The organism is Candidatus Pelagibacter sp. uisw_091, from assembly GCF_059512525.1.
Genome location: NZ_CM183455.1, coordinates 1133521 through 1150013, shown reverse-complemented (window position 1 = coordinate 1150013; position 16493 = coordinate 1133521). Strand labels below are relative to the sequence as shown.

Annotated in this window: 17 protein-coding genes; 15 read left to right on the top strand and 2 right to left on the bottom strand. The window is 31.8% G+C overall.

Translation table 11 applies throughout. The features are described from left to right. Positions 1–5: 5 nt before the first annotated feature. From AC5YGA_RS06190 to AC5YGA_RS06175, 4 genes are read left to right on the top strand one after another with little or no spacing between them, the layout of a single operon-like run. Complete coding sequence (locus tag AC5YGA_RS06190; protein WP_415308253.1) at positions 6–1343, top strand: amidase; 1338 nt, start codon at positions 6–8, stop codon at positions 1341–1343. Next, positions 1333–1512 (top strand): hypothetical protein, encoded by a 180-nt coding sequence (locus AC5YGA_RS06185; RefSeq protein ID WP_415308252.1) that lies wholly within the window; start codon positions 1333–1335, stop codon positions 1510–1512. Before AC5YGA_RS06190 ends, AC5YGA_RS06185 begins: the two co-directional genes overlap by 11 nt. 12 nt (positions 1513–1524) lie before the next feature. Continuing rightward, complete coding sequence (locus tag AC5YGA_RS06180) at positions 1525–2418, top strand: DMT family transporter (RefSeq protein ID WP_415308251.1); 894 nt, start codon at positions 1525–1527, stop codon at positions 2416–2418. A gap of 54 nt (positions 2419–2472) precedes the next feature. Next, the gene (locus tag AC5YGA_RS06175; protein WP_415308250.1) at positions 2473–3036 is read left to right on the top strand and encodes a hypothetical protein; all 564 of its coding nucleotides are present in this window, start codon (positions 2473–2475) and stop codon (positions 3034–3036) included. Here AC5YGA_RS06175 and ftsY read toward each other — a convergent pair. Next, the gene (gene ftsY, locus AC5YGA_RS06170) at positions 3029–3946 is read right to left on the bottom strand and encodes a signal recognition particle-docking protein FtsY (RefSeq protein WP_415308249.1); all 918 of its coding nucleotides are present in this window, start codon (positions 3944–3946) and stop codon (positions 3029–3031) included. The two genes, AC5YGA_RS06175 and ftsY, sit on opposite strands and share 8 nt — an antisense overlap. Then, positions 3946–4770, bottom strand: coding sequence for a diaminopimelate epimerase (dapF, locus tag AC5YGA_RS06165; RefSeq protein ID WP_415308248.1), 825 nt, complete (start codon positions 4768–4770; stop codon positions 3946–3948). The genes ftsY and dapF overlap by 1 nt, the downstream gene beginning before the upstream one ends. 159 nt (positions 4771–4929) lie before the next feature. Between dapF and ffh the strand changes: the two genes are divergently transcribed. The 11 genes from ffh to AC5YGA_RS06110 are packed head-to-tail and all read left to right on the top strand — an operon-like array spanning position 4930 to position 16478. Further along, complete coding sequence (gene ffh, locus AC5YGA_RS06160; RefSeq protein WP_415308247.1) at positions 4930–6288, top strand: signal recognition particle protein; 1359 nt, start codon at positions 4930–4932, stop codon at positions 6286–6288. 13 nt (positions 6289–6301) lie between these two features. Then, positions 6302–6823 (top strand): 30S ribosomal protein S16, encoded by a 522-nt coding sequence (gene rpsP, locus AC5YGA_RS06155; RefSeq protein WP_415308246.1) that lies wholly within the window; start codon positions 6302–6304, stop codon positions 6821–6823. 8 nt (positions 6824–6831) lie between these two features. After that, the gene (trmD, locus tag AC5YGA_RS06150) at positions 6832–7518 is read left to right on the top strand and encodes a tRNA (guanosine(37)-N1)-methyltransferase TrmD (protein ID WP_415308245.1); all 687 of its coding nucleotides are present in this window, start codon (positions 6832–6834) and stop codon (positions 7516–7518) included. 15 nt (positions 7519–7533) lie between these two features. Further along, positions 7534–8058 (top strand): 50S ribosomal protein L19, encoded by a 525-nt coding sequence (gene rplS, locus AC5YGA_RS06145; protein ID WP_415308244.1) that lies wholly within the window; start codon positions 7534–7536, stop codon positions 8056–8058. An 11-nt stretch (positions 8059–8069) separates the two neighbouring features. Further along, positions 8070–9473, top strand: a complete 1404-nt coding sequence (leuC, locus tag AC5YGA_RS06140) for a 3-isopropylmalate dehydratase large subunit (protein WP_415308243.1) — start codon at positions 8070–8072, stop codon at positions 9471–9473. Position 9474: 1 nt separating this feature from the next. Further along, complete coding sequence (gene leuD / locus AC5YGA_RS06135) at positions 9475–10086, top strand: 3-isopropylmalate dehydratase small subunit (RefSeq protein ID WP_415309368.1); 612 nt, start codon at positions 9475–9477, stop codon at positions 10084–10086. Beyond that, positions 10073–11179, top strand: coding sequence for a 3-isopropylmalate dehydrogenase (gene leuB / locus AC5YGA_RS06130; protein WP_415278166.1), 1107 nt, complete (start codon positions 10073–10075; stop codon positions 11177–11179). The genes leuD and leuB overlap by 14 nt, the downstream gene beginning before the upstream one ends. Positions 11180–11205: 26 nt before the next feature. Then, positions 11206–12969 carry an acyl-CoA dehydrogenase C-terminal domain-containing protein gene (locus AC5YGA_RS06125; RefSeq protein WP_415308242.1) on the top strand — a complete coding sequence of 588 codons (1764 nt, stop codon included), beginning with the start codon at positions 11206–11208 and terminating at the stop codon, positions 12967–12969. A 1-nt stretch (position 12970) separates the two neighbouring features. Then, positions 12971–14599, top strand: a complete 1629-nt coding sequence (locus AC5YGA_RS06120) for a long-chain-fatty-acid--CoA ligase (RefSeq protein ID WP_415308241.1) — start codon at positions 12971–12973, stop codon at positions 14597–14599. Further along, the gene (locus AC5YGA_RS06115; RefSeq protein ID WP_415308240.1) at positions 14596–15372 is read left to right on the top strand and encodes an alpha/beta fold hydrolase; all 777 of its coding nucleotides are present in this window, start codon (positions 14596–14598) and stop codon (positions 15370–15372) included. Before AC5YGA_RS06120 ends, AC5YGA_RS06115 begins: the two co-directional genes overlap by 4 nt. Continuing rightward, positions 15369–16478, top strand: coding sequence for a dimethylsulfoniopropionate demethylase (locus AC5YGA_RS06110; RefSeq protein ID WP_415308239.1), 1110 nt, complete (start codon positions 15369–15371; stop codon positions 16476–16478). The genes AC5YGA_RS06115 and AC5YGA_RS06110 overlap by 4 nt, the downstream gene beginning before the upstream one ends. Positions 16479–16493 lie beyond the last annotated feature (15 nt).

Sequence of the window (16493 nt, the reverse complement as noted above, 5' to 3'; positions counted from 1 at the left end):
TTAAAATGCTAAATATATCTACTCTAACAACTAATAAATTGGTTGAGCACCTAAAATCAGGTCAGATTTCCTCAGTAGAAGTTTGTAATCAATATATTGAGAGAATTGAAAAATTTGAAAAAGATGTAAAGGCTTGGGAGTATTTTGATAAAAAAAAACTTTTAGAAAAAGCTGCTGAAGCAGATGAGCATAGAAAATCAGGAAAACCACTTGGATCTTTGCACGGTCTACCAATTGCTGTTAAGGATATAATAGGTACTTTTGAAATGCCTACTGAATGTGGCTCTCCTGTCAGAAAAAAAATGCCAAGCTCACAAGATTCTGAAGTTGTTAATCTACTTAAGATTGAAGGTGCAATAGTAATGGGAAAGACTGTAACTACTGAACTTGCATATTTTCACCCAGGCAAAACTACTAACCCACATGATAATTCAAGAACACCTGGAGGGTCATCAAGCGGCTCTGCGGCAGCAATAGCAGCACATATGGCACCATTATCAATTGGATCACAAACTAATGGATCAATTATTAGACCTGCTTCTTACTGTGGAGTTGTTGGTTATAAACCATCTTATGGGTTGATTTCACGAAGCGGAGTGATGAGACAATCTGATAAATTAGATCACATTGGAGTGTTTGGAAAAACGGTAGAAGATGTTGCTCTGTTTGCAAAATCATTAATAAAAAAAGATTTATACGATCCATCAACTATTCATTATGCGGCAGATGAAATGTTAAATGTTTGTAAAAAAGGACCACTATATGAGCCTAAATTTATTTTTTATAAAACTAAAAACTGGAAAAATATTGATAAAGAATCGCAAAAATCTTTTGAGTTCTTTATAAAAACTTTTAAAAAAAATATTGAAGTATTTGATACCCCCTCTTATTTTGATGATATTCCAAAATACCATAAAATAATTCATGAAACAGATATGGCAAATAATTTTCAAGGCTATTATAAAAAATCAAAAAAACATCTTTCTAAAGAAATGGTCAGTGCAATTGAAAGAGGTCTAAAGTACTCAGCCAAAGAATATGCTGAAGCGATAGATTTTATGAAGAGAAGTTATGAATCTTATAAAGAAGTTTTTGAGGATTACCATGGAGTATTAACTCCATCATCAGCAGGGGTTGCACCGAAGGGTCTTAAGAGTACCGGAAGTCCAGAATTTTGTACTATTTGGACTTATATGGGTCTACCATCCATTTCATTACCTTTACTTGTTGGAGAAAATAATTTACCATTAGGTGTACAGTTAATTGGGGACAAGCTAGATGATTTAAGATTTCTAGGTGTAGCCAACTGGCTAGAAAAAAATTGTAAAAAATATGCTAAATAAAATAACAACTCTAATAGGATCGTGCCTTGCAGCACTATTTCTTATTGGCCTTGCAACAACTTTAACTAGATCCTCGATGATCGGTTTTTGGGATATATTGCCAGTGTTTATTTTAATGGCAGTAGCAATTTTTATGATGTTCTACGAAGCTTTTTTCGATAAGAATTAAATCTTCTTTTAAGTGAATAATTCTAAAAATAGCTATTTACCTTTCTTATTATTATTTATTCAACCAATTTTTATGGCTAGCAACTTAATCGTTGCAAGAGGTGGGGTTGAGTATGTTCCTCCAATATCTTTAGCTTTTTGGAGATGGACTGCAGTTTTTTTAATATTACTTCCATTTACCTACAGTTCTTTAAAAAAAAATTTTAAGTTTGTAAAACAAGAATATAAAAGAATATTTTTCATTGGATCGATGGGTTGTGGTGTTTGTGGAGCTTTCCCATTTTTAGCCGGTCAAACAACAACAGTTACCAACATGGGAATTATATATTCATCTTCTCCAATATTTATAATCATAATCTCAAGTTTATTTTTTAAAGAAAAGATCAATCTTCTTAGGATTATTGGACTAGTTTCATGTTTAATAGGTGTTTTTGCTATTATTATTAAAGGTGATTTATCTTTATTAATTGGTCTTAAATTTACAATTGGTGACCTCTGGATGCTAGCTTCTGCAATAGGTTGGGCGCTTTATTCTATCTATCTATTTTATTGGAAAACAAATCTAAAAATTTTTGACAGATTTACTTTGATTGCGTTTTTTGGTGTAGTCAGTTTGCTGCCATTTTATTTGATAGAAGAGACTTTCTTTGTAAGAACTGTCTTTAATTCAGAGTTTTTTATGTGGGTTTTATTTGCAGCTATATCACCAGGGATTATAGCATTCACCTTATATACAATGGCACAAAAGAAACTTGGTGCATCAATAACTGGTTTTACACTTTACATTTTTACCGTTTATAGTGCTATTTATGGTTTTTTATTTTTTAATGAACAGCTCGAATATTACCATTATATTGGAACAATATTAGTTTTTAGTGGTGTTTATATTGTTAAAAGAAAAGTTTAAATTAAGACACAATCTGACCAAATAATTTACAAATTTCATTTCTATAATTGGATAGTGAAAAAATTTATTGCAGCGTTGTTTTACTTAATCTTTATTTCAAGTTCTGTAATTGCAGAAAATATAGAATCTTCAGCAAATACTCTTTTTCATATAGGTCAAATGAACTCTCATAATAAAAGTTTTGCTCTCTTTTTTAAAACTAGAGATAAAGCTATTTTAGCAAGAGGTGAGGATTATAATTATGTTACAGATTTTCCTCAAGACTTATATATTTATAATTATAAAACAAAAATTTCGTCACCATTAATTTCATATGAATGGTTTCCATCCCAGGCAAAATTTCTTTTAGTAGGTTATGACTATCCAGTTTTCCCAGAAGACTTTGCCTACTATCTATTAAAAGATAACAATACTTTAGTAATGATTAGTGCAATTAAAAATATAAAAAAAAATTTTAAATTTGATATTGCTAATAAAAAATTAAATTCATATCCATCAAATGGTAAGTTTGATTTTATAATTTCATCAATTGCCAAAAATTGTGGACATTCAAATCTTAAAGAAAATTATAAATGTAACTACTACAAACCTTTAATTTCTAATAATCTGATTAATTAATTTGAGTAAATGCTTCAGCAAATTTTTCTGCATTAAAAATTTGTAAATCATCTTCTTTTTCACCAAGTCCAAGAGCAATTATTGGAAGCTTATATTTTTTAGCGAGTGCCAATAAAATTCCTCCTTTTGCAGTACTATCTAATTTTGTCATTATCAAACCAGTAAGAGGTATAATTTTATCAAACTCTTCAACTTGACTGATAACATTTTGGCCAGAGGTTGCGTCAAGCACAAGGATTACATCGTGAGGAGCATCTGGATCTATTTTTTTAGTTACATGGGCAATTTTTTTGTATTCTTCCATTAAATTTTTTTTATTTTGTAATCTCCCTGCCGTATCGATCAAAACATGATTAAAATCACCCTTTAATGCCTCTTCTATTGCCTTGTAGGCAACTGATGCGGGGTCTGACCCTTGAGTAGACTTTGTAATTTGTACATCAATTTTATTAGCCCAACTTTCTAATTGCTCTATAGCAGCTGCTCTAAACGTATCGCAGGCAGAAAACATAACTTTGTTACCATTGGATTTTAAAATTTTACCAACTTTTCCAATAGTTGTTGTTTTTCCAACCCCATTAACTCCTGATACTAGGACTGCGTTGAGCTTTTCTTTTTTATTAAAAAAATTCTCATTTTCCAAAGGTTTCATTAAAGAGATTATATAGTTTTTAAGAATTAAATTTACCTCATTCATAATATCTTTTTTTGGGTCAATTTTTTCTTGACCAATAATTTTTTTAATTTCTTCAGCTGCAACAAGACCAACATCTGATTGAATTAAATATTCCTCAATTTGATCTAATGTTTTGTCATCTATCTCTTTTTTTACAATTATATCTCTTAAACCAGATGTAAATGCAGAAGCACTTTTTTTAAAACCAATTTTGAATTTATCAAAAATTCCCATTATAATTTAATGTCGATATTTTTAATATCAGACACGGGTCCTTTCATATGAATGCTATTTCTTTCATCAATAGAAATTGTTAAATTACCTAATGCAAATTCTATATCTGTAGTTTTTTCTACCAGATTATTAATATTAGCTGCAACAGCAGTTGCACAAGCTGCTGTACCACAAGCCTTAGTAAGTCCGGCTCCTCTTTCCCACACTTTTACTTTTATTAAATTTTTATTCATAACTTTTGCCAACGTCACATTACATTTTTCTGGAAATAGTTGATGATTTTCAATTTTTGGACCAATAGTTTGTAAGTCAAATGCTTCAATATCGTCTACAAAAAAAATTATGTGTGGATTGCCTACATTTATGGCTGTTCCACCAATATGTTTGGTGTTATTTCTATCTACAATTTCAATTTTTAAGTCTTGTGTATCTAGTTGCTTATTTAAAGGAATCTCTTGCCAATTAACTTTTGGTATACCGATTTCAGTCTCAACTAAATTATTTCCTAAAATTTTTGATTTTAGAGAGCCAGAAGCTGTTAAGAGTGTTATTTCCTTTTTACCACTTTCTTTTGATAAAAGATCTGCCACACACCTAGTACCATTTCCACAGGCGCCAGATGCACTACCATCTGAATTATAGAATTCTACATCTGCATCTATTTCTTTATTTTTATTAATTAGAATGAGTTGATCACATCCAATGAAATTACGATCACATACTTTAATTATTTGATCTTTGTTTAAATTGAAATTCTGGCTTCTTTGATCGATAATTACAAAATCATTGCCCAAACCATCCATTTTAAATGCTTTAATATCCATAAGTAGATATTTAACTTATTTATTGACTTTTTGAACCTCTATTATAGGTTGTCTTTGTTTCCACAAAAACGTTAAATTTGTGGTGTCTTTGGAAACAAAGAGATCAACACTAGTCAGCGATATTCGCCCACTAGTGCGAAACTGCTGTGCGTAATAAATATGTTTGAAAACTTAACAAATAAATTCGAAGAAATTTTTTCTTCTTTAAAAAAAGCAGCTTCACTTGATGAGAATCAAGTAGATGAAGGCCTAAGAGGTATTAGACAGGCTTTATTAGAAGCCGATGTGTCTCTAGATGTAACTAAAGATTTTATAGAAAAAGTTAAGCCAAAGGTTATGGGTCAAGAAATAATTAGATCAACCTCTCCAGGAGATATGGTTGTTAAAATTGTTTATGATGAACTAGTAAGTCTTTTAGGTGAAAGCAACACAGATATTAATTTAAATGCAGTTCCACCAGTTCCAATGATGCTGGTAGGTCTTCAAGGTTCTGGTAAAACTACAACAACAGCGAAATTAGCCAAATATTTAGAAAAAAATAAAAAGAAAAAGATAATGATGGTCAGTCTTGATGTGTATAGGCCAGCTGCACAAGAACAACTAAGATCATTAGGAGAGCAAAATGATATTTTAACACTACCTATTATTGAAGGGCAGCTACCAGCAGATATTTGTAGAAGAGCAGTTAGTGCTGCAAACCTAAATGGTGCAGAGATTATATTATTTGATACAGCAGGCAGAACACAAATAGACCTTCAGATGATGAGTGAGATTAAACAAATAGAAAGTATAATTAACCCAACGGAAGTATTTTTAGTTGCAGATTCTTTAACAGGACAGGTTGCTGCAGAAGTGGCAAAAGAATTTAAGAATACTGTAAATTTGACAGGTATTGTTTTAACTAGAGCTGATGGTGATGCCAGAGGTGGCGCTGCTCTTAGTATGAAGTATGTATCTCAAGTTCCAATTAAATTTTTAGGTGTAGGAGAAAAAATAGAAAATTTGGAAGCTTTTCATCCAGATAGAATAGCCAATAGAATATTAGGTATGGGAGATATAGTTTCTCTTGTTGAAAAAGCTGCTGAAGACCTTGGTGAAGAGAATATCAAGAAAGCAGAAGAAAATTTAAAAAAAGGACAATTCTCTATGGAGGATTATTTAACTCAACTTAGACAAATGAAAAAAATGGGGGGCATAGAGGGGATCATGTCATTTATGCCAGGTGTATCTAAAATGAAATCACAGATGGATGCTTCAGGAATTGATGAAAGTGTTATTACTCAAAATGAAGCAATAATTTTATCTATGACAAAAAAAGAAAGAGGAAATCCTAAAATCATTGATGGTTCTAGGAAAAAACGAATTGCTAATGGCTCTGGAACAGATGCGGCCACTATCAATAAATTGCTTAAGCAATTTAAAATGATGTCTGAAATGATGAAGAAGATGTCAAAAGGAAACCTGAAGGGTATGTCTGATAAGGGAATACCTCCAGAGCTATTAAATCAACTTAAATAAAAAAGGAAAAAAAATGATAAAAATAAGACTATCAAGAGGTGGAACAAAGAAAAGACCAGTATACAAAGTAGTTATAGCTGACAGTCGTCGAGCAAGAGATGGAAGGTTTATTGAGAAAGTAGGATTCTTTAATCCTCTATTACCAAAAGATAAAAAAGAAAGAGTAGGACTAGAAGCAGAAAGAATTAAATATTGGTTAGGTCAAGGTGCTCAACCAACAGCTAGAGTTGCAAGAATTTTAGGTGAAAATGATATTATCCCTATGCCTGCAAACGCTAACAATCCTAATAAAGCTATACCTAAAAAAGAAAGAAAAAAAGAAGGAGACGAAGCAGCTCCTAAAGCAGAAGCAGCTCCTAAAGCAGAAGCTCCAACAGCAGAAGCTCCTAAAGCAGAAGCAGCTCCTAAAGCAGCAGAAGCTCCTAAAGCAGAAGCTCCTAAAGCAGAAGCTCCTAAAGCAGAAGCTCCTAAAGCAGAAGCTCCTAAAGCAGAAGCTCCTAAAGCAGAAGCAGCTCCAAAGGAAGAAGCTAAATAGTTGGATTCATGTGGCAAGCTCAAATATTCACACTCTATCCTGATTTTTTTCCTGGCCCTTTAAATAAAGGGCTATATGGAAAAGCTTTAACAAATAAAATTTGGGATTTAAAAGTTGTAAATATTAGAGAGGCCGCTGAGGATAAACACAAAACAGTAGATGATACTCCTTTTGGAGGTGGATCTGGAATGTTATTGAAAGCTGACATCTTAGCAAAATCTCTTGATGAAAATAAAAAAGAAGGTGAAAGAATTTTTTATTTATCACCAAAAGGAAAAAAGCTTGATCAGAAATTGGCACAAGAACTATCTAAAGAAAAATCTATTAGTTTAATTTGTGGTCATTTTGAAGGTGTTGATGAAAGATTATTATCTACAAGGAATATAGAAGAACTTAGTATAGGAGATTTTATTTTATCTGGAGGTGAAACTGCAGCATTTGTTGTGTTGGATAGTGTTCTTAGGTTGCTTCCAGGTGTCTTGGGAAATGAACATTCAAAGACTGATGAGAGTTTTGAGAACGGGCTTTTGGAGTACCCCCAATACACAAAACCTCAAATTTGGGAGGAAAAAAGTGTTCCAGAAGTCTTATTATCAGGAGATCACAACAAAATTAAAGACTGGCGTTTATCACAATCAGAGGCTATAACACGCGACCGAAGACCAGATTTGTGGGAAAAATATAAGAAAAACTAACCTAATAATACTACTATGAAAACAATTGAAGAAATAAACCAACATAACGTTAAAAAAATACTAGCTGAGAAGAAAATTCCAGATTTTTTTCCAGGAGATATAGTAAAAGTTGGTGTTAGAATTACAGAAGGTAAAAAAGATAGAATTCAATATTTTGAAGGTGTGTGTATTGCTAGAAAAAATAGAGATTTAAACTCTTCGTTTACAGTTAGAAAAATATCATTTGGTGAAGGTGTTGAGAGAACATTCCCACTATATGGAACAGTAATTGATTCAATTACTGTTATTAGACATGGAAAAGTTAGAAGAGCAAAATTATATTACTTAAGAGATAGAACTGGTAAATCAGCTAGAATTGCTGAAAGGATTAGAAAAAAAATCGGTATAGAAGTTGATGTTAAACCAGAAATGGTAACTGAAGAAACTTTAGCACCAGTAGTAGTAGAAGCAGAAAAACAAGTGGAGGTTCAAGCAGAACCTGAAAAACAACCAGAAGTTCAAGTAGAACCTAAAACAGAAAAATCAGAAGAAAAAAAATAATTTTTTTTTCAATGCCTTTAACTCTTTACGATAAAATTTGGAACGATCACTTAGTAGATCAGCAAGATGATGGCACGGCACTATTATTTGTTGATCGACATTTAGTACATGAAGTTACAAGTCCACAAGCTTTTGAAGGATTAAGAAACTCTAATAGAAAAGTTAGACAACCTGGTTTAACGCTTGCAGTTGCGGATCATAATGTTCCAACTACCGATAGATCTAAAGGAATAGCAGATGTGGAATCTAAAATTCAAGTAGATACCTTAGAAAGTAATTGTAAAGAATTTGGAATTCAGTATTTAGGAATGAATGACAAGAGACAAGGAATTGTTCATATCATTGGTCCAGAACAAGGTTTTACACAACCTGGAACAGTAATTGTTTGTGGAGACAGTCACACAGCAACACATGGTGCATTTGGTGCTTTGGCATTTGGAATTGGTACTTCCGAAGTAGAACATGTCCTAGCAACACAAACATTAGTTCAAAAAAAAGCAAAGAATTTTAGAATTAATGTTAATGGTAAACTTCCAATTGGCGTTACCTCTAAAGATGTAATCTTACAAATTATAGGAAACATTGGAACTGCAGGAGGAACAGGGTCAGTTATTGAATATGCTGGTAGCCTGATTTCGTCATTAAGTGTAGAGCAACGAATGACAATTTGTAATATGACTATTGAGGGAGGAGCAAGAGCAGGATTAATTGCTCCAGATGAAAAAATATTTGAATATTTAAAAGATAAACCGATGTCTCCAAAAAATGAAAATTGGGATAAGGCTATGAAATATTGGGAAAGTTTAAAAACTGATGATGGAGCTAAATTTGATAAAGAAATAGATTTAGTAGCAGAAGACATTTTACCTATGATTACCTGGGGAACTTCTCCACAAGATGTAATCACTATAGATGGCAAAGTTCCAAATCCTAAAAATGAACAAGATGAAGACAAAAGGAACTCTTTAGAAAGGTCATTAAATTACATGGGTTTAGAGGCAGATACATTAGCTACAGATATTAAGATTGATAAGGTTTTTATAGGAAGTTGTACGAATGGTAGAATTGAAGATTTAAGAGAAGCTGCCAAAATATTAAAAGATAAAAAAAAAGCATCTCATGTTCATGCAATGGTTGTTCCAGGCTCAGGCTTAGTTAAAGAGCAGGCAGAGCAGGAAGGCCTAGATAAAATATTTATAGCTTCAGGTTTTGAATGGAGAGAGCCTGGTTGTTCGATGTGTCTTGCAATGAATGCAGATAAATTAAAACAAGGAGAAAGATGTGCCTCAACTTCAAATAGAAATTTTGAAGGAAGACAGGGTAGAGGTGGAAGAACACATTTAGTCAGTCCTGGAATGGCAGCAGCAGCTGCAATTTCTGGAAACTTAGATGACGTTAGAAAGTATCAAAACTAAAATGCAAAAATTCAACTCACTTACAAGTATCCCAGTATATTTACCAATAGTAAATATTGATACAGATATGATTATTCCAAAACAATTTCTTAAAACAATTAAAAGAACAGGGTTAGGAAAAAACTTATTTTTTGAAATGAGGTATGATGATAATGGAAATGAAATACAAGATTTTATTTTAAATCAAGAACCTCACAATCAATCAAAAATATTAATTGCAGGAAAAAACTTTGGCTGTGGTTCATCAAGAGAGCATGCACCATGGGCACTTTTAGATTTTGGAATTACATGCGTGATAAGCTCTAGTTATGCTGATATTTTTTACAGTAATTGTTTCAAAAATGGAATTTTACCAATTACTTTACCAGAAGAAAAAATAAAAGAATTATCAGAATATTCAAAAAGAAAAGAAGAAATTTCAATAGACCTAAATGAAGAAAAGATAATTTTTGGAAATAATGAAATCAAGTTTGACATCGATCCTTTTAAGAAAAAATGTTTATTAGAAGGGCTTGATGATATTGCGCTGTCATTAGCCAAAAAAGAAAAAATCACAACCTTTGAAGAAAACTTAAAAAATAGTAAACCATGGATATTTAATGATAAAAATTAAAAAAAGAAAAATTTTACTTCTACCTGGGGATGGCATTGGACCTGAAGTTATTCAAGAAGTTAAAAAAGTTATTTTATGGTTGAATTCAAATAAATCTCTAGATTTTGAAATTGATCAAGATTTAGCTGGTGGTTGTTCTTATGATAAACATGGAACACCAATTACGGATGAAGTTTTTTACAAAGCTTTAGAAAGCGAATTTGTTATGCTGGGTGCAGTTGGTGGACCAAAATGGGATAACTTAGATTTTTCAAAAAAACCAGAAAGAGCCTTATTGAAATTAAGAAAAGAATTAAAACTATTTGCAAATTTAAGACCTGCAATTTGTTTTGAGCAATTAGTTGATGCCTCAACCCTAAAACCAGAAATTGTATCTGGATTAGACATTATGATAGTTAGAGAATTAACAGGTGGAATTTATTTTGGTGAGCCAAGAGGAATCAAGCCAATAGAAAATGGTGAAAGAAAAGGGATTAATACCCACTCATATACAACTAGCGAAATAGTTAGAGTAGCAAAAGTAGCTTTTGATCTAGCAAGAAAGAGATCAAATAAGGTCACGTCTTGTGAGAAGTCGAATGTAATGGAGGCTGGACAACTTTGGAAAGAAGAAGTCCAAGAGCTACACGACAAAGAATATAAAGATGTAGAATTAAGTCATATGCTTGCTGACAATTGTGCAATGCAATTATTAAAAAACCCAAAGCAATTTGATGTGATTGTTACTGACAATTTATTTGGAGATATGCTTTCAGATCAAGCCTCAATGTTAACGGGATCTCTGGGTTTATTACCATCAGCTTCTTTAGGCGCAAAAAATAAAGATGGAGAAATGAGAGCTATGTATGAGCCTATTCATGGTTCTGCACCAGATATAGCCGGAAAAGAAATTGCAAACCCAATAGCCTCAATTTTAAGTTTTGCAATGGCCTTAAGATACTCATTGGATTTAGATAGCGAAGCTGATGCTTTAGAAAAAGCTGTGCAAGATGTCTTAAATGATGGTCTTAGAACAAAAGATATTCTTTCTGAGGGAAAAAAAGAAGTATCAACATCAGCTATGGGTGATGCGATAATTTCAAAATTGCAATAATTAAATAATTATTCTAAAGTTCTGGAATGCCAAATTATACTGCACCCGTAGAAGACATGATGTTTCTTTTTGATAAATTAAGAAATAATAAAAATTATAATGATCTTGAAAAATATAAAGAAGTTAATTCAGAATTAGTAAAAGATATTTTAGAAGAAGCAGCTAAGATTAATCAAAACTTAATATTACCATTAGCAAAATCAGGTGATGAAAACCCGACGGTTCTAGAGAACGGTGTGGTTAGAACACCGCCTGGCTATAAAGAAGCTTATTCTAAATATATAGAAGATGGCTGGACTTCACTTTCTTGTGATCCAAAATATGGAGGACAAGGAATGCCAAAAACTGTAAGTGCTTTTTTTGACGAAATGTTATCATCTGCAAGTTTATCATTTAAACTTTATAGTGAGTTAAGTATTGGTGCATATAATTGTATTTCTCATCATGCTACAGATAAAATAAAAGATAAATATCTTCCAAAAATGGTTGAAGGAAAATGGAGTGGTACGATGTGTCTTACTGAACCAGTTTGTGGAACTGATTTAGGACTTTTAAAAACTAAAGCTATTGAGCAACCTGATGGAAGTTTTAAATTAAGTGGACAGAAAATTTTTATTACTTCAGGTGATCAAGACTTAACAGAGAATATTATCCATTTAGTTATTGCAAGAGTAGCTGACTCTCCAGCAGGAACAAAAGGAATAAGCTTATTTTTAGTACCCAAGTTTGTGGTAAATGAAGATGGATCTATTGGTGCAAGAAATGGAGTTTCTACAGGTTCTATAGAAAGCAAAATGGGAATTAAAGGTTCTGCTACATGTGTATTAAACTTTGATGATGCAACTGGTTATATGATTGGATTAAAGAATAAAGGGTTAAATGCAATGTTTACTATGATGAATTTAGAAAGAATTGTTGTGGGAATTCAAGGTTTAGGAATTTCTGAAATTGCCTATCAAAATTCTTTAATTTACGCAAAAGAAAGGAAACAAGGAAAAACAAATAATACAAAATCAACTAATGGAGCAGATTTTATAATTGAGCATGCTGACATTAGAAAATCTCTGCTTAATATGAAATCTATTATTGAAGGTGAAAGAGCCCTATGTTTTTGGCTGTCTCAACAAACAGAAGTTAGTCTTTATCATCCAGATGAAAAAATAAAGCAGGAGGCATCAGATCTTGTGTCGTTAATGACACCAGTAGTTAAAACGATGTTTAGTGATATGGGAATGGAAATAACAAGTGAGGCTATGCAGGTTCATGGTGGTTACGGGTACACAAAAGACCAAGGAATAGAACAATTATATAGAGATAATAGAATCACACCAATTTATGAGGGAACAAATTCAATTCAAGCAGCAGATTTAGTTTTTAGAAAGTTGGTAAATAAAAATGGTGATATAATTGATAAGTATTTGGAATTAATCAAAAATGACTGTAGCACAGAAAATGAAAAATTAAAACCTTTTATAAAAGAATTAAAAACACACCTAGAAATTTTATCTACTTTTACTGTTTGGATTAAAGAAAAAGTACAAAATTCAAAAGATGATGCAAGTGCAGCATGCAATGACTATTTAAAAGCATTGGGGTTTGTGTCTATAGCACATGCGTGGATAAAAGTTTTAGAAGTAAGTTTTAAAGATTATGAACAAAACAAAGACTTTTATGAAGATAAAATACAAACAGCAAATTTTTATTTTAAAAGAGTTTTACCAAGAGCCGAAAGTCATTTTAAAACTGCTACATCAGGAAGTGACTATATAATGAATTTTAAATTCAGTTAGTATGAGTCATTACAATACAAATTTAGATAAAAATGAAGCTAATTATGTTCCTCTTTGTCCTTTAACATTTTTAGAAAGAACTAAAGATATATATCCAAATTATGAAGCATTAGTTTATGAAAGTAGGTCGTATACCTGGGGAGAGGTTTATAAAAGATGTGTTAAGTTTGCTAGCGCACTAGATAAGTTGGGTGTAAAAACTGGAGATACAGTTTCTATAATGGCCTTTAATACACCAGAAATTTTTGAAGCCCATTATTCAATACCAATGGTAGGAGCAGTGATTAATGCAATTAATACAAGACTAGACCCTAATACAGTAAGTTATATTTTACAGCATAGTGATGCAAAGGTTTTAATTGTAGATAGACAATTTCATGATGTAATTGAGAAGGCTTTAAAGAATGTTAAAAATAAAATTACGATTATTGATATTGATGACCAAGATATAGATACAAGTTCTTTCAAAAAAATAGGAGAACTTGAGTATGAAAGTTTTTTAAATACAGGTGATGAAAATTATGAATGGAAAAAACCAAAAGATGAATGGGAAGCAATTTCATTAGGGTACACATCTGGAACTACTGGAAGTCCAAAAGGAGTAGTTTATCATCACAGAGGCTCATATTTGATGTCAACAGGTAGTGCCACAGCTTGGAATATGCCTAACAAGCTAAATTTTTTATGTGTTGTGCCAATGTTTCATTGTAATGGTTGGTGCTATCCTTGGACATTAGCAATGTTGCACGCAAGAGTGATTTGTTTAAGAAACATCGATGTAAAAAAGATATTTGAATTAATTGATAAATATGAAGTAACTCATTTTGGTGGAGCCCCAATAGTATTAAATATGATTGTTAATGCTCCAAAAGAAGATCAAAAAGTCCTAAAAAGAAAAGTAAATGTTTTAACTGCAGGTGCACCACCACCAAGCATCATCTTTGAAAAAATGGAAAATCTTGGCTTTGAAGTGATGCACGTTTATGGATTAACAGAAACTTATGGTCATATGTTGCAGTGTGCATGGAATGAAGATTGGAATTCTTTAAAAAAAGATAAAAAGAATGAAATCAAAGCAAGGCAAGGTGTAAGGTACCCAAACACAGAGGGTGCTATTGTAATGGATCCAGAAACAATGAAGCCAGTGCCCAAAGATGGAAAGACTATGGGTGAAATTATGATTAGAGGGAATATCGTAATGAAAGGTTACTACAAAGACAAAGAAGCAACAGATAAGTCAATGGCAGGTGGATGGTTTCATTCAGGAGATTTAGCTGTGACCCATCCTGATGGATATATAAAGATTCAAGATAGATCTAAAGATATTATTATTTCTGGAGGAGAGAACATTTCTTCAATAGAAATTGAAAATGTAATTGCAAAACACCCTTCAGTTTCTTTAGCAGCTGTAGTGGCTAAGCCAGATGAAAAATGGGGAGAAACACCTTGTGCTTTTGTTGAACTAATTAAAGATAAGCCAACAACTGAAAAAGAAATAATAGATTTTTGTAGAGAAACATTGGCAGGATTTAAACTTCCTAAAAGAGTTATTTTTTGTGATTTACCTAAAACTTCAACTGGCAAAATTCAAAAATTTGAACTTAGAAAAAAAGTTAAGGAATTAAGTTGATCTTTCAGGTAGACAACAAAAATGTCTTTGCATCAGATTCAGGTCAGGGTATTGATAAAAAAAAAATCACAATAGTTTTACTTCATGGAAGTGGTCTCTCACATATTGTTTGGTCTTTAACAGAGCAGTATTTATCAAATCAAAATTATAATGTTTTGGCAATCGATTTACCTGGTCATGGAAATTCTGAGGGTGATTGTTTAAAATCGATAGAAGAAATTTCAGATTGGTTAGAAAAAGTTTTTAAAGAACTTAATCTCTCTAAATTAACAATAATAGGTCATTCCCAGGGGTGTTTGGAAGCATTGGAATATTATTCAAGATATCCAAAAAGAGTTAAAGATTTAATATTTGTTGGTGGTTCTTATAGAATGCCCGTTAATCAAGATTTAATAGATCTTGCTGAGAGTGGAGATGATAAAGCAGTTAAATTAATGATGAAATGGAGCTATGAAAACTCTAAAAAGTTTATTGGAGGTAATCCTGTAGAAAAAATTATTAATTCTCCAAAAGATATTAGGGAGGTTTTAGCAACCGATCTTGTAGCTTGTAATAATTATAAAAACGGATCTGAGGCTTTAAAATCAATCAAGTGTCCCACATTATTTATTTTTGGTGAACTGGATAAGATGGTTAACATTGAAAAAGGTAAGAAATTTGCTGAACTTATTCTTAATTCAAAAACTCATATAATAAAAGATTGTGGACATATGATTATGTTTGAAAAAGCTTTTGAAATGAGAGAAAAGATCTCTGAATTTTTAAAAAAATGAAAAATTTTTCAATAGCAAAATCTAGAAGATTAAGAAGTACTCCTTATACTTCAAGGATTGAGAAACAAGGAGTTACAGCTTACACAATTTATAATCATATGCTGTTACCTGCTGCATTTGGATCAATAGAGGATAGTTACAAACATTTAAAAGAGCACGTTCAAGTATGGGATGTTGCTGCAGAAAGACAAGTAGAAATATCAGGAAAAGACTCTGCAGAATTAGTACAATTGATGACATGTAGAGATTTATCAAAATCTAAAATTGGGAGATGTTATTATTGCCCAATAATAGATGAAAATGGAAATTTAGTTAATGATCCAGTTGTTCTAAAGCTGGATGAAAATAGATGGTGGCTATCAATAGCAGACTCGGATGTAATCTTTTTTGCCAAAGGTTTAGCATCTGGAAATAAATTCGATGTTAAAATTAAAGAACCAGTGGTGGATATAATGGCAATACAGGGTCCGAAATCATTTGCATTAATGGAAAAAGTTTTTGGAAAAAAAATTACTGAACTAAAATTCTTTGGATTTGAATATTTTGATTTTGAAGGGACAAAGCATCTTATAGCAAGGTCAGGATGGTCTAAACAAGGTGGGTATGAAGTTTATGTTCAAAATACAGAGTCAGGACAAAAATTATATGACTATCTTTTTGAAGTTGGAAAAGAATTTAATGTAGGACCTGGGTGTCCAAACTTAATAGAAAGAATTGAGAGTGCATTACTATCTTATGGAAATGATTTTGATAACAGTGACAATCCATTTGAATGTGGTTTTGATCAATATGTTAGTTTGGATAGTGATATAAATTTTTTAGGAAAAGATAAATTAAAAGAAATTAAATCAAAAGGAGCCCAAAAGAAGTTGATGGGTATTAAAATTGATATAAAAGAAATTAGTCTCACAGGATCAAAAAATTTATATGATGAGAAAAATAATATAATTGGTGAATTAAGATCGGCTTGTTATTCACCTCATTTTCAAATGGTTATTGGAATAGCAATGATCCAGAAGTCCTACTGGGAAGTATCTCAAACCTTTAAAATTCAAATAAATGACAACACTTTTCCTGGAAAAGTTTGCGATTTACCCTTCATCTAGTATAAAAGCCTAATA